We start from the raw sequence: 18,656 nt of genomic DNA on the forward strand, positions 1-18,656 counted from the left end.
TTTACTTTGCAACAGAACCTAATCTAACCATAAAAACACTTCGCAACGATAAATGTTACAGTTGATAAACAAATAGATACAATAATGACAACTATTAATGGTTTGAAAGCACGATCTTTTAAGTCTTTAAAGGAAACATTTAATCCTAATGCAACCATTGCCATCAATAAGCATATAGTCGTGACATTATCGATAATTTGCATAACCATGTGTGGCAAGGGCACATAAGTATGGAATAGTGCCATCATGACAAAACCAAGTAAAAAGTAAGGTACATCAATATGTTTTTTTTCGGTCTCGCTATGCGATTTTATTCTCATAATTAGAATTAAAATAATACTCAGAGGTATTAATAAAAACACACGTCCCAGTTTTCCTAACAGTCCAATACTCAAAGCTTCTTGGCCTGAAAAATCCGAAGCAAGAATTACATGTGCAATTTCATGTAAACTTGTGCCTGACCAGACCCCAAATACTTCAGGAGATATTGTAAAAACAGAATATATCACAGTATATGCAAGTGAAAATATAGTGCCAATAAGTGCGACAATCCCGATACTAATCGCAGAATCTTTTTCTCGGGATTTTAATATTGGAGATATTGCTGCAATAGCCGCCGCGCCACATACCCCAGTGCCAATACCTAATAATAGCGTGAGGTGTTTATCCCCTTTAATGTATTTATTTAGTAACAACATTAATCCGATACTAAAAAGGATGACTCCAATATCGATTAATAACAAACCGCTACCTTTTCCAATCACATCATAAATATTTAACTTTAATCCATATAATATAATAGCTAATTTCAGTAACCGTTTAGATGAAAATTCGATGCCTGAACGATATGCTTCAGGGTAACCCTTAAAATGTCTATATAGAATCGCAATCAGTATAGCAATTGTTAAAGCGCCTATCTTATCTAAAAATGGTAGTTTTGAGCCTAATAAACTTATAACTGCGATGATAAATGTGAATAATAAACCATAAATAAATGCTTTACTTTTTAAGGACTTCACTTTTTAACTCCTCCTTTTATCAAAAGTTTAGCACCGCAAAGTTATAATGTGAAATAAATATTAAGTATATTACTCATAACGATTTTGTTATAATAGAGTGACTCAAATGTCAGGAGGCCTAGTTAATGGATTCATTAAAAGTTCTAACTGAAGTAGTTAAAACGCAAAGCTTTACTAAGGCTGCAGAAAATTTATATACTTCACAGCCATCAATAAGTCGTGATATTAAACGATTAGAACTGGAATACGATATAAAAATTTTCGAATTTAGACATTCTAAAATGTCTTTAACGAGTGATGGGGAGAAACTATTTCAATATGCTTTACAGCGTGAACATTTAGAACAAACCTTAAGACACGATTTGAAAATGCAGCCTGATACAATTTCGGGAGATTTAACGGTAGGGAGTAGTTACACGTATGGCGAATATCGATTGTCACAACATCTTACTGATTTAGCAAAAAAATATCCTGAATTATATATTCATGTGCATTTAAATAATTCTGACACAGTATTACAACATATTAAGAATAACATTATCGATTTAGGTATAATCGAAAAAGAGGTTCAAAGCAATATCATATACAGTAGACGTATTGCTCAAGATGAAATAGTATTAATTCGTAAAAAATCATCATATCCAAATAAAGCAATATGCTTTATCAGAGAACGTGGATCAGGTACAAGAGTCTATCAAGAAAATGCGTTATCACAAATGACTTCATCCTCTTATTTAGTAGAAATTAATAACACAAATCTAATTAAAAATATGGTCCATGCTGGTAACGGTTTTTCTATTATTTCTAAATCCACATTAACACCTTATGATTTAGAAAAACTAGAAGTAACAAACTTAGACATCACACGCTATTTCTATTTAGTCATGCATAAAGATAAGTATATTGATACGAAACTTAATGAAGTCATCAAAAATTTGGTTTCATAAATTTTGTTTTTTGTATTATTTATTCTAAATTTAATGGACGTTCCAATGACAATCTGTTTTATAAATGGCTAAATTTCTTTTTAGAGCGCGTCCAAGAAAATATAAGCATCTAACTACATTTTTAAAATCTAATACTCAAAAAATAAATATAAAGTATAAACTCTCAATATATAACATTCATAATTTATCCTTTAAATTCTTGACAATTACGTCGAAAATATTAAAACGATACCTTGTAACTAATATCGTACATATGACTTTGCATTCCTCTACACTATGATGTTATAATACAATTAACGAATAGAAAGTCCATAGATATACACCGAGCCCCAACCTATTGCCGTAGGTTGGGGCTCTTTATGTGATATGGATAGTCGCCTATTTATTGTGCTGATTTAGCCAATAGGTAAACCAAGCTACAATACATCCAGTTATCACAGGTGCAATAACCGTTACGAATAAAAGTCCACAGATGCTCACCTCCTTCCATAGTAATTTCGCCTATGGAAGTTAAGGCGACTCCATTATTATACCATCTGTATCTTTTGAAGAATATGCACTTCCGATAAGTTATACTATGTAAAAATTCAATCTTACATTCTAGGATGGTCCTCACTTTATGCCTAATTTTAAGTACGTTTAGTATATTCTATATTTTATTTCTATTAATAAATTTTAATATTTTCATTCTGGCATTTTGCTTATTATATTTCTTCTCATTATCTTCTAATATTGATTCTATTAGTTGAATATATATTTTTCTAACGTTGCTTTTATTTTCTTGAGATACTTTTATACGTTGTGATTCGATAAAATCCCCTTTATATATTCCAAGTTTTTTAGCTTTTTCTGAAATATCACCAAACACATTTTTACTACGCATTGTATATTGTAATTGTTCTTTTCGACTTTCAATCAAACTTAGTTTATTCAGTCTTTCCTGAGTATCACCAGGGCGTTTAGGGACTAAATCAAAAACATTATTCAATTCTTTTATTTTCTTTTGTTCTGCATCATTTAAATCAATCATTTCGACAATATGGTACAAATCAGTCAATACCTTTTCATACATAGTAAGCTGTTTCTTACTAGATTCCTTTAAAAGCGTAAATAAATCAACAATTGCCAATGCCTTCATAAGATTTTCTCATAAGTCACTCTCATTAAGATTCAACAAATCGATATCTTTTAGATTATCCATAGATAAGTCATCCAAGTTAATTTTACTACTATAATTTTCATTTAAATTTTTAAGCATATCCGAAAATCTTTCATTAACCTCCAAGATATATCACTCCCACAACTAAATAAATTCCTTTAAATATTATTAAAGTTATTACTTCTCAAATAGATCGATAGATTAGTCTTTAATTTCCGGTCGTAAATCTAATTTTTCAGTTGTCTTCATTATTTTGTCTATATCTATATTATGAATTCGATTAATAATATGTGTTCGATCTTTATATCCATAATGCTCTACTCTATCAAGAACTCATTGTATTAAAAGTTTCACAGGTTCTTCAGGATAATAACTATTCCCCAAATATCGTTTAATTTCTTTTTCTGAATAATGGATAAAATTTTTCTTAGCAGTCAATCCTTCTAAGGAATAAAATAATAATTGTCTAGCTTTATTAAATTCATACCACTTGATAAAGAACTCTTTTGTAAATTGGAATGCTTTTTTTATACCAATTTCCTTTTGTGTCTTATTATCTAAATAGTAAAACATATAAGAATAACAATACTTAGGTATTAGTAGCATACTTTCTCTATCTGAGAAAAAATATAATTCAGATAACTCATTCAAATCATGAACTTCAGTATTATAAAGTATAAATTCCGCAACAGTTTGTGAATTCATATTATTCATTATTCTTAATGATCTATAAGATATTAAATCAATATTAATACTCAAACAGTCACATATTTTGGCAACACTTTCAATTTTAGGATTCTTGTTATTCATTTCCCATTGTAAATATTTATTACCTGGAACTGTTGTATACTTTTCAATATCTTGAATCTCTATGTTTTGTTGATTTCTATATTTACTTAGCAGCTGTAAACCTATTCTATTTTCATCATAATAGTCGTAATAATCATCTTCAAAAAGCTGCCTAATTTCACCTAACGACCCTTCAATGTTATGAATTAAATCCATCATATTAATAGGTTCTCTTTTATCATTAAAGTATGTGTGACCTGCTTGATCTTCCTCTAAAGTTATTGGTATTTCCCATTTACTTTTATGCTCAAATGAACTAAATAACTTTAACTTTTCTAAAAATTTTTCAGCTCTATAAATAATTGTATCGATACTTTCTTTACTTATATCTCTATATAAATAATCATAATACTCACGCATTATAAAATCATATTTCGGTAAAGAAACCCACTCATTACTTCGTACCAAATCAAAATATGGAATTATATCAGATAAATTTTGAAACGTCTTGGATATTCCCTTACTATGACCATGAAAATATTCCTCAATATTGAAATTAATGTTCTCAATCTCTTCTTTATTATAAGATTCCCATCCTTTGGATAGAAACTCTGAAATCGTAATATTAAAAAATGCGGCAAGATCATCAATGATATAAAAAGTAAATTCTTCCTGACCAGTTTCTAAACGCTCTATTTTCTTTTTTGAGTAATTAGTGAAAACGCTTTTTCTATTCAATGTCTTAGATAACTCTTTTTCGTTAGATTTCTATATTTTCTTTCTAAGTAAAGTTTCTTTCCTAAATCCATTTGAATACCTCCTATTATAGAAGAGTATAACTTAAATTTTTATAAAAATAAAATATTATATAAAAATCATGTTTTGACAACACGGTTTTACTAGATGACCTCTCATTCTCAAAAAATTTGATTACATTCTTTATATTTGAAAGGATCTTAAATCAGACTTTGTAAAACTCTTAATCAAAGCTTTTTATGATCTTAAAATATTCCTAAATTTAAGGAGTATTGGGAGTATTTTCTGTAAATCAGAGCAAAATTAAATACTCTATTATTTTATGAAAGGCTCTATAGAAGGATTTTAAATACTCTCTACTTAAGAAATGGTGGTACTAAATGAAAATATGGGAGTATCATTTTTGGATAAAGTATTTGCCCTTTTATAAAAACTTCTAAATCGTTTAAACATTGGCACATCAATGTTTAAAGTACTCCATTAATACACTTAAATAAAGTGAGTCATAAGTTCGAAACTCCAGCTATGCTGGATAACACCCTAGGTGGTACCGTTTCTCCTTATGCTCATTTCTCATAAAATTTTTAGAGAGTATAAAATAGAGGATATGTCTCAATAAAGAGTGTTTTTGAATTTGAATAACAACAATCTAAACATGTAACTTATTAAATAACAGGTGTGGTAACTCTTAAATCTTAGCGTAAAAATAACGTTTTCAATCTGATTTTAGCTACACCTAATCAAAAGATTTTTATAAGACTTCTAATCCTTTATGCTTTCCAAAATCGATTTCTTTTTCTTCGTAACGCCCTCCCTTTTTTTATAAAAATCATGAATTTTTTTCTTTAATTGATTTTTCTTTTTCCACTACTACCATCTCCAAATCTTCAATAATTTAATATCCTAAACGAATATAAACTATTATTTATTCTAGTTTAACTTTGTAGCTTTACATTCTTTTATATTATTTGATTATACAAATGAAATACGCAACTCTTTTCGTGTTACATCAGCAAGTAACCTCAGAAAAGACATTGTTGGAAGTACGTCTCCATTTTCAATAATTTCAATAATTGTTCGAGGTATGCTTAGTTTTTGAGCAAGTTGTATTTGTGACCATCCAATATTTTTCCTTAAATTAACAATAGCTATTGCTCAGTCTAATTTTTCTCCTTGCTCGTTGTATAACTTTTTTAATGTTGAATCGTTATTTATATCTGCTTGAATTAATTTAGAAATTAATTCCAATTAAGATCACTCCTTTTATCAATTATAATTAGACAAGAACGTTATTTCTATATAGTATCAAGACAAGAAGAAACTCGTTTTTAACTCGTTTCTAAAACCACAAAAAAACAGTAATAACAGAAAATATATATAATCAAAATACAAGCAAAAAGGGGGATGTATATGAAATTTAGAAATATTCAAAATGAAGACTATACTGTTTGTGCTAAAAATTTAGTTTCAGCTTATGAGGGAGCTCCATGGTATAACAAATGGACTGAAAAAGAAGCATTACTTAGAATTGAAGCCACAATGAGCGGATTTAATTCTAAAGGATATGTAATCGAAGAAAATAATAAAGTAATCGCAATGTGTATCGGCAGAATAGATTATTATTTCAGTGGCATGAACCAATTTTGTATAGATGAATTTCATGTTATACCTGAATTTCAAAAAAATGGCGTAGGTAAAAAATTAATGAATTCTGTCTCTGATTCACTCAAACTTGATGAAATATATAAAATTTTTCTAATTACAGGTGGAGAACTAGCAGAAAATTTTTATAAAAAAAACGGCTTCATGAAATCAGAAGAAGGAAGCATGTTGGAACTCCAACTGTAGAATTATGACTAAAAATTAAAAAGTTGCTTTATTCCAATTGCTTTATTGACGTTGAGCCTCGGAACCCTTAACAATCCCAAAACTTGTCGAATGGTCGGCTTAATAGCTCACGCTATGCCGACATTCGTCTGCAAGTTTAGTTAAGGGTTCTTCTCAACATCAATAAATTTTCTCGGCATAAATGCGTGTTCTTTCTTTGTCTACTCGGTAGACCTAGTAGACCCGATTATTATTGCTAGTAGCTTTTTATTTTATATATCCAAGGGCGCACTTACATACCAAAATGGTATCGTGCTTAATTCAAAAATACGTGTGATATTCCAATACACTTTTAAATAAGTATATTTATAAACTTATTTAAAAGTGTACTTACAAATAGATTTTCTCGGCATAAATGCATGTTTACTGTAAAATTGATACTGATACAAATAAAAAATAAAAGGATAGTTGCAAATGGAAAATACATATATTAAAACACTAGAAACTTTAAAAGGTAAATGTAATTTAATAACAAATTCTGAATCTCTTTCAGACTTAAAAGACAGTGATATATTTTGGACTGACGCAATGTTATCTATGTTAGAAAATATGAAAAAAGAACAAGTAACAGTTGAAGAAGGAATTGCCTATTTAGAGAATATTATTCAAAAAAGTGGAAGTAATTATAAAAATTAAAAGTACAAAAATAAAATACCTTTATTTTGGATTTTAAGGGGGTATTTTGAAGATTAAAGGGTTATTTATATAGGATTTATACCTAAAAGCTTATATACCTTCTTAAAACACAAATATGAGCTAAATAAATATATACTATTTTTAAAAACAAAAATTTGAGCAAAACCAGTGACTGATTTTTTTAGACACTGCCCAGTTACATGCAAATTTAAAAATTAACATGAAAATTGGGCAACCATGCCGGTTGAACGCTATAGTTCCCGCAGGGGCAAAAAGACATATAAAAACGCTAGCTTTTAAGCTAACGTTTCAAATCTTTTAAGTAATAATTTTGTTTTTCAAAATTCCAAATTGCCGTAATTGAATGTGCTTTTTCTTCTTCATCTGTTGTTTTATCTTCGTCACTTGTATTAATCAAATTTCCATCTTCGGCATCGTCTAAATTTAAAATTTTATGTTTTTGTTTAAGCAATCCACCATAACTCAACATACGTTTTCGGTATAAACCTTTTTCCAAGTCATTCACGATTTCTTGATTTCTTTCATCATCATCAGTTAAAAAATCAGATGACTTAACCGAATATGTAGAGGTTTCTTTGATTGCTATAAGATTATCTGAATTATTGGTTAAAGATATTATGTTGTTTCATGTTTTGACGACGCATATTAAGTGCGTGTATTTCTTCAAGTTCAGCTTTAATCGATTGCATCAAATAACCCTGCATAGCTTCAATCGTTTCATTTTTCTGTAGCAGCATCGCTTTAAAACGTTTCAACACACTTACAATTTCAAATTCAACATCTTCTAAACGATAATAGGTATCATGTGCATTATTAAATGATTTTTTTCCTTTGAGTAATACACTTTTAATAATTCGGATTTCTCTAATTTCAAATTTATTTAAATAATCTTGAAGTTGTTGTGGCAATTCTTCGAGAACTTGGAATTTAAGTGCATCATTATTAAATTCAGTTTGTTGATGATTTGTATGATTCGAATGATTGTGGTTTGTTGAATTGTTATATGTATCATTCATATCATGCGTATCATTATTCTCAGTCTCTATATAATCAGTGTTATTTAAATCAGTATCATTAGACTGTGAATTTGGAAGTTCCTTGGTACGACTGGCTTCAATATCATAATTTGGTTTTAATAAATATAATCTATTGGGTTTATTAAGGCCTACACGTTCTTGAGTTAGTAAATTAAAATTTACTAATTCTTTTTTCAATTTTATGATTTTTTGTTCTGCATAACCTAAGTACTCGCACAAATGTTTATTACTGAAAATAAAGTAAATGTTATTATTTTTATCTACCCATTCATTTTGGATGGATAATTCAAAACGATCTTTTAATAACGCATACATAATTTTGGCTTCTGCTGACATTTTAAAAAATTAATAGATGATGAATGGAGTTCGAGTATGTTTTGTCCTGATACAATCATGCTAATCCTAACAATAATGGCATTATTATTTATATTGTATTGGTTTTCGGTTTAATACTTGATAAATCAGTTATTTATCTGTTTATTGCACTTTTCATTCATTCAATCCTTTTATTTAATATACGTTATTTTTGGAAAGGTCAATCTTTTGGAGATGCTTTTACATATTCTTTTGATTTTCTTACCATAATTGTAGTAATCATATTTGTTATCTATAAAATCAATAAAGGAAAAACTAATGAATAATTGGAAGAATATTAGTTGATTTTAAATATAGAAAATAATCAAAGGGGGCGTTTTGCAGTGAAATATAGAGTAATGAGTGGACTTAAAGATGGACTTTTTGTATTTATTGGTGTTGTACTCATTGCACTTTTCTTTAATTATACAGGGATACAATTTGGTCATAATAGGCTTTGAGGTAGTTTGGGCAATTTAAATGTGATTAATATATTTGAAGATAAAGCATTAAATGGATTACTTATTTTAGGCGTAATATTAGGAATGATTGCCTTTATATTAGGGTTTGCTTCTCCAAAAATAATAAGTCTAAAGAATTTAAAGAGGAATAACAATTTCAAATAATGTTTATTTAACGAGCGTTGTAATTGATATTATAATTTACACGTAAAAATCGTGACTGATAAAAAGGTGAGGTGCTTTTTATGCCAAAATCACAACAATATTTATTGGGATTAACGTTGATCCTCTTTGTATTTAATATCATCATTCCTGTTGTGGGCGCAATGTTTAATGTAGATGCATTAGATTTTAGATCAATGTTAATCAAATGCACACAAGGGTTGTTTATCTTAGTTTTTGTAATTTTTACTTATAGACAAATTAAGCGTAAAGGCTTTAAATAATATTAAATTAGCCTGCTATCTTGCTATTAGATAGTGGGTTTTTTCTATAGATGACAACTTTGTCATATGATTTAGGATATATGTCATGTATATCAAACGAAACAGTATGCAATGAAGTGTTATGATTTCATTACATACAAAAGGAGGGTAAGTCATGAAAATCATATATACGATATTGTCGATCATTATAGTAATCTTTTTGGCGTTATTGGGGTGGAAATTTTACGCCGAATCACATACGGACAGTCAAAATGTCAGAGATTTAGCTGATTTTAATCCTTTAATTAAATCTGAAAAGTATTATGTTGAAACAAGTGCACCTAAAAGTGCTAAAGATTTAGGAGAAGGTACGCTTTATAAATATCAAGCAAAAGCATATGACGAAGATGGAAAAGAGAAAAATCTGGAATATACGGCTACTAAAAAATTAAAACAAGAGCGCTATTTAGAAATAAAATATAAAGTAGGAGAAGTGAAGAGTTTCGAGGAAGTCAGCTTCTCTGATATACCGAAAAAAGCGAGAGCACAACTGAAATAATTATATTGAATTAGAAACATAGGCTTCTATCAATTGAGTATAATAACCCTGTAGCTATTTAGCTATAGGGTTATTATTTACTTGTATATAGACATAAACTACTGTCTTTTCGTTTCGCTATATAAAATACCTACACCACAGCCGCTACTACCCAATTGATAATCAAATTGAACAATTTCAATATATGGATTTTCTTGTAAAAAATCATTCACCTTTTTGTTTAATCCCTTTTCAGTCATTGTATTAAAACAAATAAATTTCATAGTAAATCAGTCCTTTTCTAATTACTTTTGAATCTTTTCGTACAATGTCACTTTTAATCAATTGAAAGTATATGGCATTTTTTACTTATATTATAGTATACCCAGTAGAAAACAAAATTTAGCAACTTTATCTATTAATAAAATGAGGCTATCAATCATATCAAACCCAAGTAAGATTGATAACCTCATTCTATTATTACTGTTGCATTTCTAATTTTTTTAATGGCTTATAAGGGACTTTATCTTTAGATACTTCATTGTATAATTTCGCTTCTCCTAAGAATAAAGAAACTTTTAAATAAGCTCCTTTTTTTAGTTTCTTCATTCCATTAAAAGTAACTGTATGAGCTACTCCATCTTTATCGAAACCATCAGTCATATAAGTATATGCTCCGATTTGATTTTTACCATTTTTCTTAAGTGGATCACTTACTTGTACATAATAGTCCGTTTCTCTAATCAAAGGATTGAATTGAGCAGCCTCTCGTATATTAGTATTATGATAATTGCGTTCTGCATAAATTTTCCAAGCAAATAAAGCAAGGAAGATGAATGCAATGATAACAATGACTGTAGTGATCATAATGATGAATTTTTTAGAACGGGTCATAATAGAAACTCCTCTGAAATTTATTTTTGATATGTTTATTTGGATGCTTTGTAATTATTTTGATAAAAGCTTGATACCTCGAATTAAATTAAAGATAAATAGCATAACGACGATAATTGCAAAATGTAAACCTAGAGTGATAGAGGTATAGGAAATCGTCATAGGGTTATCAAAGGGTTTCTCATAGACTTCTTTAGAAAATATAAAAACGATACTACTTAAAAAATAAAAAATTGCCACACCTATATGGTTTAATAGTGCCTTTTTGGCATGTGTGGTTACTGGTTTTTGAGTGAATATCCAAACAATTATAGGAAATAAGATTGGCGCAAAAAATACACTAAAATAATTTAATGATGAAAGTACGTTTTGATTGTTATCATGATCCAAGATATTTCACCTCCGATAAAACAAGTAAAACACAAAAAAATAATGTAATAAACAATACATTGCTCAAGTGACAACATTGTAAGTCATATATAAATTTTATGTAAATTTATTAAAGATTATACATAGTTGTATATCTTTAGTTGTTGCCATAAACTATAATTATAAATTGATACGTATCAGTTTTTATGATTAGGAGATGTTACATGCGCAATTTAATAAAAGTGGAAAATGTCTTTGTTTTAATTCTAGTCATTAGTTTATATTTTATGTTTGATTTTTCTTTTTGGCTCTTTTTAATATTTTTATTAGCGCCAGATTTAACTGCCATTGGCTATGTATTTAATAAAAGGATAGGTAGCACGGTCTATAATGTTGGACTTACGTATGTGTTGCCAAGTTTAGTAACGATATTATATTTATTGTTAAAATAACCCATATTACTCCAAATTGCGCTTATTTGGTTCGCGCATATAAGTATGGATCGGACGCTTGGTTATGGATTAAAGTACGCTTCAGATTTTAAAATAGCGACTATACAACAGCTTTGAAAATTCGTTTTCAATAATAAAAGATGGAGGCATAAGACATATGTTAGATAACCAATTATTAAAAACACAAATTGAAAATTTCTACCAAGATATCCTGATTAATTTGGATACTGAAAAAATAGAACATTATTTTGCAGCTGAGTATATCCAAGAAACAGAGCATGATACGTTAAATTTAACGGAATTTAAGTTGCATCTTCAAAAATTAAAAGAAGTGGTAAAGACTTTAACAATAGAGCAATTTAAAGATATGTTGATAGACGAACAACAACAAACTATATTTTTAAGATATGATGTTAGGGTAGAGAAAAAAGATAGTTCGAAAGGCAATATTGAAGTCTATGCGATATTTAAATTTAATGAGTCTGGTAAAGTCACTTCATGTCGTGAGTTGACTAAAGCATATCACCATGATGTACAAGGCTTAGCCAGTATATAAATTTTGCATTATTGTATTTACTGATTAAAGGGGTGGGAATGATGTATATTCCTAAATATTATGAAATGAAAGATTATGAGGAAATTAAACGTTTTATCAATGCGTATAATTTTGCGACAGTCGTTTCGATTGATGGGGAGCAACCTGTTGCCACGCATGTGCCAGTGAATATTTATGAGGATGATAAGCAGCTGTATGTTTCTGGACATCTGGCAAAAGGTAATCAGCAATGGCGAACATTGAATAACAATAAGTCAATCTTAGTCATTTTCCAAGGACCACATGGCTATGTCTCATCTACATGGTATGAAAATGAAGATGTCCCAACTTGGGATTATCAAAGTGTTCATATTTATGGAGAAGGACAGTTATTAACGCATGAAGCGCTTGAGGCAGATTTAGCAAAACTATTAGATCAATACCAGGGACATCGAGAAGATGGTGCAACTTGGAATAATTTGTTGGATAATACCAAACAGCAAATCAAGGGTATTGTTGGTTTCAAAATTAAAGTGAATGACATACAAGCTGCATATAAATTAAGTCAGAATAAATCTGAAAAAGATTACACAACGATTGTGGAACATTTAGCTGAAAGTGATGACGAATCTGAGCAACAACTGGCAGATGTTATAAAAGACCATAGACAATCTTAAAAGAAAGATGATCTAATGCTAAGTGAATTCTAGAATTTCGTTTCTGATTGTTATGAAAGGGGTATTTTAATACAAAGACTACGCGCAGACTAACCTTTATACGATGAAATTTATTATGCTTTTAAGTTAATAAGTTCATGAATGCTTAATTATAAACACTTGCGTTTGAATTTATATTGATCATATTAGGGGTGATGAACATGGCTACGTTTGTATTAATCTTCCACTTGATTTGTTTAGTGCTTGTAATAGTAGCAGGTATTGTGGCATTAAAAGAATTTAGGAAACAGCCTAAAAGTCGTAATCAAAAAAGAATTGATGCATTGCTCGTATTTGTATTAGTCATTGCATTAATCGCAATATTATCTAGTGTGTTCACTGATATATAATGAAGCCACCATCTTTGAAGATGGTGGTTTTTAATTTTCAAAATAAATTTATAGTGAAATCACCAAAAATAATAAGTAGTATAAAATAACAAAAATTTTTGTGAATGTTTGAATAATATTATAAAATAAAAATATAGGTGTTTGAATATACAGTGGCACTTCTAATATGGCTATGGTCAAAACAAAGGAGATATTTTATGAAATATAGGTTGAGTTTGTCAGTAGTATTGGCAACGAGTTTAATTTTAAGTACAACAGTCGCACAAGCGCAAGAAGGCAATCATAAGCAAACAACAGAAAAAAATGAAAAAGAGAATACAAGTAAACCGATTAATTTTGAAAAAGCTCAAAAGATGAGCCCACAAGCGCTGAAGGACCAATTAACACCAGAAGATTTAAAATTACATAATAAAGTAGCAGAACATAATACTGTTGAAGCACGTACGTTTGCGAATAGAGCATACCAAGACGTCAATACATATATTGCAAATAATAATATAAAGCCAGCCCAAATCGTCCAAGATGCTAGAATGAATAATTTACCTAAATATAATTATAAGTCTGGAAAATTTATAGGCGTAGTTATTCATGAAACGGCCAATCCAAGCAGTACGATTGATGGTGAAGTGAACTACATGTACAACAATTACAATAGTGCGTTCGTGCATGCCTATGCAAGCAGTGATAAAATTATTCAAACTGCGCCGAGTAACTATTTAGCATGGGGTGCTGGTGCAAATGCCAATCCGTATTTTTATCAAATTGAATTAACACGATCTAATACGTTTGATGGTTTTGCTAAATCTGTTAATAATCAGGCATACTTAGCTGCAAAAATGTTAAAAGAAAATGGTTTAACACCGTCACTTGCAGATAATAATCAAGGAACAGGCACAATTATTAGTCACAATGCCATCAGCCAATATTGGGGCGGCACAGATCACTCTGATCCAGTTGGTTATTTTAGTCAATGGGGATACAATATGAATCAGTTTTACAGTTTAGTTCAAAAACATTATAAAGTACTCTCGGGTGGGAACAATGACGCTATTACAGGTGCGACTTATAAAGTGGTTAAAGGCGATACATTGTATAGTATTTCTAAAAGAAGTGGTGTAACGATTGATAATATTAAAAAATGGAATAACTTGAAGAGTAATTCCTTATCAGTTGGTCAGACATTAAAGTTGAAAGCACCAAGTAATAATGGCGACATATCCGGCGATACTCATACAGTTGTCACTGGTGACACGTTATATAATATTTCAAAAAGAAGTGGCGTCAGTGTAGATAATATTAAAAAGTGGAATAATCTTAAATCTGATAGCATTAGTAAAGGTCAAACACTGTATTTAGTTAAAACATATACCGTAAAAAAAGGTGATACATTATACAGTATTGCTAAAAATCAAAAGACTACTGTAGATAAAATTAAAGCAGATAACAAATTGAATTCCAATAGTATTAAAGTCGGTCAAATACTGAAAATGAAATAGATTAATAAAGACACTTCATTTAATTGTTAAATTACAATAGTGAAGTGTCTCTTTTAATTTATATAAAGATCTTAAAGCGTATGTCTAAATAGCATAAATGCAACAGTATGATATTTATCATTTGAAAATAAACCGTATTTTTCATAAAAATGTCTTGTTTTATCAGTGTTATCCGTTAAAAGAACAACTTGCATCACATTTTGATATTTATTCAATATAGTAGTTAAAAGTTGACTACCTAGTCCTTTATTTTGAAATGGTTTTAATATCAGTATGTCTTGAATATAAATTATAGAAACACCATCACCCACGGTTCGAATAAGCCCGATAAGCTTTTCATTTTCCCATAGTGAAAGTACATGTAAGGAATTAATGATAGCTTCCTTTAGTTTGGTTGGATTAGTAGTATAGTTAGACCATCCAACATCATTATATAAATTAACTAATTGATTTAACGGTATGTTTGAATCTGTTGAAAAGTGCATAAGATTGTCACTCCTGTTTCGATATTAGTTCATTTCATTATTCATAATTTCTGAAACTTTGTCATTGTACTCTTCTTGAGGCAATCCCTCGAAGTCTTTTTGTTTTGTTAAATCTTGGATTTGTTGTTGTGCTTCCTCAGACATGCGATCTGTTGAAAAATCAGTCGCTGGCATACTATTTAAGTCGATTTGTTGTTTAGTTTGAGTAGGTTGTTGCACTTGATTATCTTCTGCAGTATCTGGTGTTACATTGGATGGAATTTCATTACTTGGTTCTTCTGTTGACACAGCTACTTCATTTTGTTCATTTTGTGTTGATGCAGGTTCTGAAGAAGGTTGCTCATCACTATTAGCATCTTCTGTTTTAGATTGGTTACTTGGTTGATCTTTATTTTCAATTTTTTTATTACTTTTTGTTTTTTGTGATTTATCTGAATGGCTTTCTTTCGTATTTTTCGAATGTTTTTCTTCAGAATGACTACATGCTGCTAAGACCAAAAAACAAGATAATAATAAAAATAGTAATTTTTTCATTTGAGATTCTCCTTAGTATAAGTAATTATTAATATTGTACTATATTTATTTGTGAATAAGATGGAAAATGTGACAAAATGTAAATATATTAAAAGAATTAGGTGATGCAAATGAAGTATTTTAATAATTTTTATTGCTTATTGTATATAGCATCGATAATTTGTATAACTATTATGGTATACGTATATTTTGGTTTTTCAGCATATAAGGGATATGGATTAATATTCTATATCATTTTTATATTGATAAGCATATCGGTAGGTATCATGAATAGAAAATACAATTTGAGTAAAGATTCAAAAAAGAGAAAATAGAGGAACTTGATTAGACTGAAGGTAAGATTTAGATATAAATTAAAAATGCTTGTTTTGTAAAAAATCCAAGCATAAGAACTACTAATTTTCATTAAATGAATCAGTAGTTCTAAAAATAGTAGCTGAAAGAAGGAACGTTTGATATCAAACCGTTTCTGAAAATATAAAATGTGTTTTTGTATGGCCATATTTTTGCAAAATATCTATAAACGTTTCTACATCTTGCATGGTTTTAAATCTTGCTTTAAATAAAAAGCAGCTATCTCCTGATATACGATAACAAAATGCGACGTGGCTCTGTTCTGCAATAAAGGTTTTGAAATCTTTATATAAATTGTTTTTAATAACGATTTCAATGATGATATCTATATCATAGCCTAAAGCACTGTAATCAATATCAATGGTATAGTTCTTTATAATTCCTGAATCTTTTAATTTATTAATGCGTTCACGAACAGCGGGGATGGAAAGATTTGTAATTTCACTAATATCGCTTAATGATCTGCTACTATCTTCATTTAAACTTTGTAAGATTTTTCTATTTGTTAAGTCCATTTATAAAAACTCCTTAAATAATAAAGCATTTAACTATTTTTACTTAAAAAATAGCATTTTAATATAGTTAATAATGCCATAAAATAATGGATAATCAAGGAGTGATTATAATGGCATTAATTCAATTATCGGAAAATGGTACTACGCCTTTTCAAAAGTTGCTTGGATATAACAAAGATATCATGTTAAGTTGGAGTAATTTAAGTGAATCTCTAGAAACAGATAACCAACTGTCTAGCGATTTAAAAGAAGAAATAAGAAGCATGCTTGCTCAAAATCACGGATGCGCGTATTGTAAAGCAAAAGGGCAACCATCGGGAAAATTTACTGATGAAAAATCTATGATATGTCTTGGTTTTGTTGATGTTTATATGAAACTAGGAACGGAGATTCCTGATTATATTTTACAGACTTTAAACGACCATTTGACTGAAGCAGAAATGAGTGAACTTATTGCTTTTATAACGTTTACAACATGTCAGCAATATTTCGGCGCAATAATGAAGCTAGAGGTATAAATTAAAAACAAGCACATGTCCAATTGAATTGGATATGTGCTTGTTTATAACTGTACATTGTCTTTTGCATAATGGAATAATTGTTTCTTTTCACTAATAAATAATTGTACAAAAGTGAGGATACCAATTTTACCAATAAGCATCGTTGCAATAATAATGATTTTAGTTACAGTACTATAGTCAGTTGTGAAATTCATGCTTAACCCTACAGTGCCGAACGCTGAAATCACTTCAAATAATACGGTCGTATAGGATGTATGTGGATTTAGCACACTCACAATAAACGATATACTTAATACAAAGATAGTTGCTAAAAGCGTGATGGTAACAGCAATTTTAAGTGTACGTTCAGGTATAGATTTTTTAAATATAGCTGGATGGCTCTCGTTTCTTAATGTACTTTTTATAAATAATAGCGTCAGAACTAAGCTGGTTACTTTGATACCACCAGCAGAACTGATGGGTGCACCACCGATAAACATAAATAACATCATCATCATTGATGTAGGTGTGGAAATTTGTCCGATATCAACGGTATTAAATCCAGCAGTACGTGTTGTGACGGATTGAAAAAATGAAGCTCCAATTTTTTCAATCAAAGATAAATGATTTAATGTGAATGGATATTCTAAAATGAAAAACGAAATGCTACCGACGATGATTAATATGAAAGTTGTACTCAAAACGATTTTGGAATGTAATTTAAGTTTAGTTAATTTTTGTGTTGTTACTAAATCAAGAAATACAAGTGGACCTATGCCACCCATAATAATTAATAAGGGCACGGTTATAGTGATAATAGGGTCGTTAACCGTACTGATTAGGTTATCTTTGAAAAGTGCAAAACCAGCATTATTAAAAGCAGACACAGAAGTGAATATACTTAAAAACACCCCTTGTCCTAAGCCATACTTTGGAATAAAGGATAACGCAATACATAACGCACCTACAAGTTCAGTTACCAAACTATACAAAACAAATTGTAAGATTAAGCGGATTATGCCCCCAGGCGTATCAATGTTCCACATTGCCATGACGAGGTAGCGACTTTTATTACTAATTCGCTTATTGATTAATATAAAGGTTAAAAGTGTCACAGTGACGATCCCTAATCCACCGATTTGTATGAGTGACATGATAATCGTATCGCCCAACCAATTGAATTGGGTAGAGACATCTATAGTAGCTAACCCAGTTACCGTAAATGCACTAGCAGCTATAAAAAAGGCGTCCACAAAATCAATAGGATGTTTACCTGTGATTGGCAAATATAATAGTAACGCGCCAATCAGTGTTGTTGTAATAAAAAGTAATAGGTAAAAGTATAAAGGCTTAGTTAATTGTTTCATGATTCATTTCCTTTACTCTTTTAATCAATTGTATTTTATACCTATACTTTAAAAAAGCAA

At 29.5% G+C, this 18,656-nt stretch carries 23 protein-coding genes and 3 pseudogenes; 11 read left to right on the forward strand and 15 right to left on the reverse strand.

What is annotated here, in order from left to right:
- Positions 1 to 23: 23 nt before the first annotated feature.
- On the reverse strand, positions 24 to 1,019 hold the full coding sequence (locus KA893_RS12365; RefSeq protein WP_002484378.1) for a YeiH family protein: 996 nt from the start codon (positions 1,017 to 1,019) through the stop codon (positions 24 to 26).
- A gap of 125 nt (positions 1,020 to 1,144) precedes the next feature.
- Here KA893_RS12365 and KA893_RS12370 point away from each other — a divergent pair, with 125 nt between their 5' ends.
- Complete coding sequence (locus tag KA893_RS12370; protein WP_002484379.1) at positions 1,145 to 1,966, forward strand: LysR family transcriptional regulator; 822 nt, start codon at positions 1,145 to 1,147, stop codon at positions 1,964 to 1,966.
- Between the two features lie 378 nt (positions 1,967 to 2,344).
- On the opposite strand, the gene KA893_RS12375 is transcribed toward KA893_RS12370, so the two are convergent.
- From KA893_RS12375 to KA893_RS14095, 5 genes are all read right to left on the reverse strand, one after another.
- The gene (locus tag KA893_RS12375; RefSeq protein ID WP_277750774.1) at positions 2,345 to 2,446 is read right to left on the reverse strand and encodes a type I toxin-antitoxin system Fst family toxin; all 102 of its coding nucleotides are present in this window, start codon (positions 2,444 to 2,446) and stop codon (positions 2,345 to 2,347) included.
- A gap of 169 nt (positions 2,447 to 2,615) precedes the next feature.
- Complete coding sequence (locus KA893_RS12380; RefSeq protein WP_142758805.1) at positions 2,616 to 3,095, reverse strand: hypothetical protein; 480 nt, start codon at positions 3,093 to 3,095, stop codon at positions 2,616 to 2,618.
- A gap of 18 nt (positions 3,096 to 3,113) precedes the next feature.
- Positions 3,114 to 3,251: a hypothetical protein gene (locus KA893_RS12385; RefSeq protein WP_164971921.1), complete on the reverse strand. Its 138-nt coding sequence runs from the start codon at positions 3,249 to 3,251 to the stop codon at positions 3,114 to 3,116.
- 207 nt (positions 3,252 to 3,458) lie between these two features.
- Complete coding sequence (locus KA893_RS12390) at positions 3,459 to 4,652, reverse strand: hypothetical protein (protein ID WP_041079820.1); 1,194 nt, start codon at positions 4,650 to 4,652, stop codon at positions 3,459 to 3,461.
- 990 nt (positions 4,653 to 5,642) lie between these two features.
- On the reverse strand, positions 5,643 to 5,822 hold the full coding sequence (locus KA893_RS14095) for a helix-turn-helix domain-containing protein (protein WP_307877664.1): 180 nt from the start codon (positions 5,820 to 5,822) through the stop codon (positions 5,643 to 5,645).
- 258 nt (positions 5,823 to 6,080) lie between these two features.
- Between KA893_RS14095 and KA893_RS12400 the strand changes: the two genes are divergently transcribed.
- Positions 6,081 to 6,518 (forward strand): GNAT family N-acetyltransferase, encoded by a 438-nt coding sequence (locus tag KA893_RS12400; RefSeq protein WP_075340126.1) that lies wholly within the window; start codon positions 6,081 to 6,083, stop codon positions 6,516 to 6,518.
- Positions 6,519 to 6,971: 453 nt separating this feature from the next.
- Positions 6,972 to 7,193, forward strand: coding sequence for a hypothetical protein (locus KA893_RS12405; protein WP_041079822.1), 222 nt, complete (start codon positions 6,972 to 6,974; stop codon positions 7,191 to 7,193).
- Between the two features lie 301 nt (positions 7,194 to 7,494).
- On the opposite strand, the pseudogene KA893_RS12410 reads toward KA893_RS12405, so the two are convergent.
- Positions 7,495 to 7,803 (reverse strand): annotated as a pseudogene (locus tag KA893_RS12410) (protein rep); the annotation flags it as partial.
- A 10-nt stretch (positions 7,804 to 7,813) separates the two neighbouring features.
- A pseudogene (locus KA893_RS12415) lies at positions 7,814 to 8,596 on the reverse strand (replication initiator protein A); the annotation flags it as partial.
- Positions 8,597 to 9,311: 715 nt separating this feature from the next.
- Here KA893_RS12415 and KA893_RS12420 point away from each other — a divergent pair.
- Together KA893_RS12420 and KA893_RS12425 are read left to right on the forward strand one after the other, a co-directional pair.
- Positions 9,312 to 9,512 carry a hypothetical protein gene (locus tag KA893_RS12420; RefSeq protein ID WP_041079823.1) on the forward strand — a complete coding sequence of 67 codons (201 nt, stop codon included), beginning with the start codon at positions 9,312 to 9,314 and terminating at the stop codon, positions 9,510 to 9,512.
- 154 nt (positions 9,513 to 9,666) lie between these two features.
- Complete coding sequence (locus tag KA893_RS12425; RefSeq protein WP_041079824.1) at positions 9,667 to 10,050, forward strand: YxeA family protein; 384 nt, start codon at positions 9,667 to 9,669, stop codon at positions 10,048 to 10,050.
- Between the two features lie 98 nt (positions 10,051 to 10,148).
- Here the strand turns inward: KA893_RS12425 and KA893_RS12430 are convergent, their stop codons facing one another.
- From KA893_RS12430 to KA893_RS12440, 3 genes are all read right to left on the reverse strand, one after another.
- Entirely contained in the window at positions 10,149 to 10,313 is a 165-nt protein-coding gene (locus KA893_RS12430; RefSeq protein ID WP_100217411.1) for a hypothetical protein, read from the reverse strand.
- A gap of 196 nt (positions 10,314 to 10,509) precedes the next feature.
- Positions 10,510 to 10,923, reverse strand: a complete 414-nt coding sequence (locus KA893_RS12435; RefSeq protein WP_075339907.1) for a YxeA family protein — start codon at positions 10,921 to 10,923, stop codon at positions 10,510 to 10,512.
- A gap of 54 nt (positions 10,924 to 10,977) precedes the next feature.
- Positions 10,978 to 11,313 carry a magnetosome magnetite crystal formation protein family gene (locus KA893_RS12440; protein ID WP_052463671.1) on the reverse strand — a complete coding sequence of 112 codons (336 nt, stop codon included), beginning with the start codon at positions 11,311 to 11,313 and terminating at the stop codon, positions 10,978 to 10,980.
- 203 nt (positions 11,314 to 11,516) lie between these two features.
- Here KA893_RS12440 and KA893_RS12445 point away from each other — a divergent pair.
- The 5 genes and pseudogenes from KA893_RS12445 (at position 11,517) to KA893_RS12465 (ending at position 14,841) form a co-directional block, all read left to right on the forward strand.
- A pseudogene (locus tag KA893_RS12445) lies at positions 11,517 to 11,861 on the forward strand (DUF4260 domain-containing protein).
- Positions 11,862 to 11,901: 40 nt separating this feature from the next.
- A complete protein-coding gene (locus KA893_RS12450; protein WP_041079828.1) occupies positions 11,902 to 12,300 on the forward strand; it encodes a hypothetical protein in 399 nt (132 codons plus the stop codon).
- A 41-nt stretch (positions 12,301 to 12,341) separates the two neighbouring features.
- Positions 12,342 to 12,956 (forward strand): FMN-binding negative transcriptional regulator, encoded by a 615-nt coding sequence (locus KA893_RS12455; RefSeq protein ID WP_041079829.1) that lies wholly within the window; start codon positions 12,342 to 12,344, stop codon positions 12,954 to 12,956.
- Between the two features lie 200 nt (positions 12,957 to 13,156).
- On the forward strand, positions 13,157 to 13,345 hold the full coding sequence (locus KA893_RS12460; protein ID WP_041079830.1) for a hypothetical protein: 189 nt from the start codon (positions 13,157 to 13,159) through the stop codon (positions 13,343 to 13,345).
- A gap of 197 nt (positions 13,346 to 13,542) precedes the next feature.
- The gene (locus KA893_RS12465) at positions 13,543 to 14,841 is read left to right on the forward strand and encodes a peptidoglycan recognition protein family protein (RefSeq protein WP_041079831.1); all 1,299 of its coding nucleotides are present in this window, start codon (positions 13,543 to 13,545) and stop codon (positions 14,839 to 14,841) included.
- Between the two features lie 71 nt (positions 14,842 to 14,912).
- On the opposite strand, the gene KA893_RS12470 is transcribed toward KA893_RS12465, so the two are convergent.
- From KA893_RS12470 to KA893_RS12480, 3 genes are all read right to left on the reverse strand, one after another.
- Positions 14,913 to 15,326, reverse strand: a complete 414-nt coding sequence (locus tag KA893_RS12470; protein WP_069821900.1) for a GNAT family N-acetyltransferase — start codon at positions 15,324 to 15,326, stop codon at positions 14,913 to 14,915.
- 24 nt (positions 15,327 to 15,350) lie between these two features.
- A complete protein-coding gene (locus KA893_RS12475; protein WP_037539146.1) occupies positions 15,351 to 15,860 on the reverse strand; it encodes a hypothetical protein in 510 nt (169 codons plus the stop codon).
- Positions 15,861 to 16,318: 458 nt separating this feature from the next.
- Positions 16,319 to 16,729 carry an Lrp/AsnC family transcriptional regulator gene (locus KA893_RS12480; protein WP_041079834.1) on the reverse strand — a complete coding sequence of 137 codons (411 nt, stop codon included), beginning with the start codon at positions 16,727 to 16,729 and terminating at the stop codon, positions 16,319 to 16,321.
- Between the two features lie 110 nt (positions 16,730 to 16,839).
- Between KA893_RS12480 and KA893_RS12485 the strand changes: the two genes are divergently transcribed.
- Positions 16,840 to 17,247, forward strand: a complete 408-nt coding sequence (locus KA893_RS12485) for a carboxymuconolactone decarboxylase family protein (RefSeq protein WP_041079835.1) — start codon at positions 16,840 to 16,842, stop codon at positions 17,245 to 17,247.
- A gap of 44 nt (positions 17,248 to 17,291) precedes the next feature.
- Here KA893_RS12485 and KA893_RS12490 read toward each other — a convergent pair whose 3' ends face one another.
- Entirely contained in the window at positions 17,292 to 18,596 is a 1,305-nt protein-coding gene (locus KA893_RS12490) for a TrkH family potassium uptake protein (RefSeq protein ID WP_069821899.1), read from the reverse strand.
- Positions 18,597 to 18,656 lie beyond the last annotated feature (60 nt).

This window comes from Staphylococcus sp. GDY8P126P (assembly GCF_017891965.1).
Taxonomy (GTDB): domain Bacteria; phylum Bacillota; class Bacilli; order Staphylococcales; family Staphylococcaceae; genus Staphylococcus; species Staphylococcus saprophyticus.

Bases quoted from the DNA above. Each gene is read 5' to 3' on its own strand.
- KA893_RS12370 (WP_002484379.1), top strand. From the start codon at position 1,145: ATGGATTCATTAAAAGTTCTAACTGAAGTAGTTAAAACGCAAAGCTTT.
- KA893_RS12400 (WP_075340126.1), top strand. From the start codon at position 6,081: ATGAAATTTAGAAATATTCAAAATGAAGACTATACTGTTTGTGCTAAA.
- KA893_RS12405 (WP_041079822.1), top strand. From the start codon at position 6,972: ATGGAAAATACATATATTAAAACACTAGAAACTTTAAAAGGTAAATGT.
- KA893_RS12420 (WP_041079823.1), top strand. From the start codon at position 9,312: ATGCCAAAATCACAACAATATTTATTGGGATTAACGTTGATCCTCTTT.
- KA893_RS12425 (WP_041079824.1), top strand. From the start codon at position 9,667: ATGAAAATCATATATACGATATTGTCGATCATTATAGTAATCTTTTTG.
- KA893_RS12430 (WP_100217411.1), bottom strand. From the start codon at position 10,313: ATGAAATTTATTTGTTTTAATACAATGACTGAAAAGGGATTAAACAAA.
- KA893_RS12435 (WP_075339907.1), bottom strand. From the start codon at position 10,923: ATGACCCGTTCTAAAAAATTCATCATTATGATCACTACAGTCATTGTT.
- KA893_RS12450 (WP_041079828.1), top strand. From the start codon at position 11,902: ATGTTAGATAACCAATTATTAAAAACACAAATTGAAAATTTCTACCAA.
- KA893_RS12455 (WP_041079829.1), top strand. From the start codon at position 12,342: ATGTATATTCCTAAATATTATGAAATGAAAGATTATGAGGAAATTAAA.
- KA893_RS12460 (WP_041079830.1), top strand. From the start codon at position 13,157: ATGGCTACGTTTGTATTAATCTTCCACTTGATTTGTTTAGTGCTTGTA.
- KA893_RS12465 (WP_041079831.1), top strand. From the start codon at position 13,543: ATGAAATATAGGTTGAGTTTGTCAGTAGTATTGGCAACGAGTTTAATT.
- KA893_RS12470 (WP_069821900.1), bottom strand. From the start codon at position 15,326: ATGCACTTTTCAACAGATTCAAACATACCGTTAAATCAATTAGTTAAT.
- KA893_RS12475 (WP_037539146.1), bottom strand. From the start codon at position 15,860: ATGAAAAAATTACTATTTTTATTATTATCTTGTTTTTTGGTCTTAGCA.
- KA893_RS12480 (WP_041079834.1), bottom strand. From the start codon at position 16,729: ATGGACTTAACAAATAGAAAAATCTTACAAAGTTTAAATGAAGATAGT.
- KA893_RS12485 (WP_041079835.1), top strand. From the start codon at position 16,840: ATGGCATTAATTCAATTATCGGAAAATGGTACTACGCCTTTTCAAAAG.
- KA893_RS12490 (WP_069821899.1), bottom strand. From the start codon at position 18,596: ATGAAACAATTAACTAAGCCTTTATACTTTTACCTATTACTTTTTATT.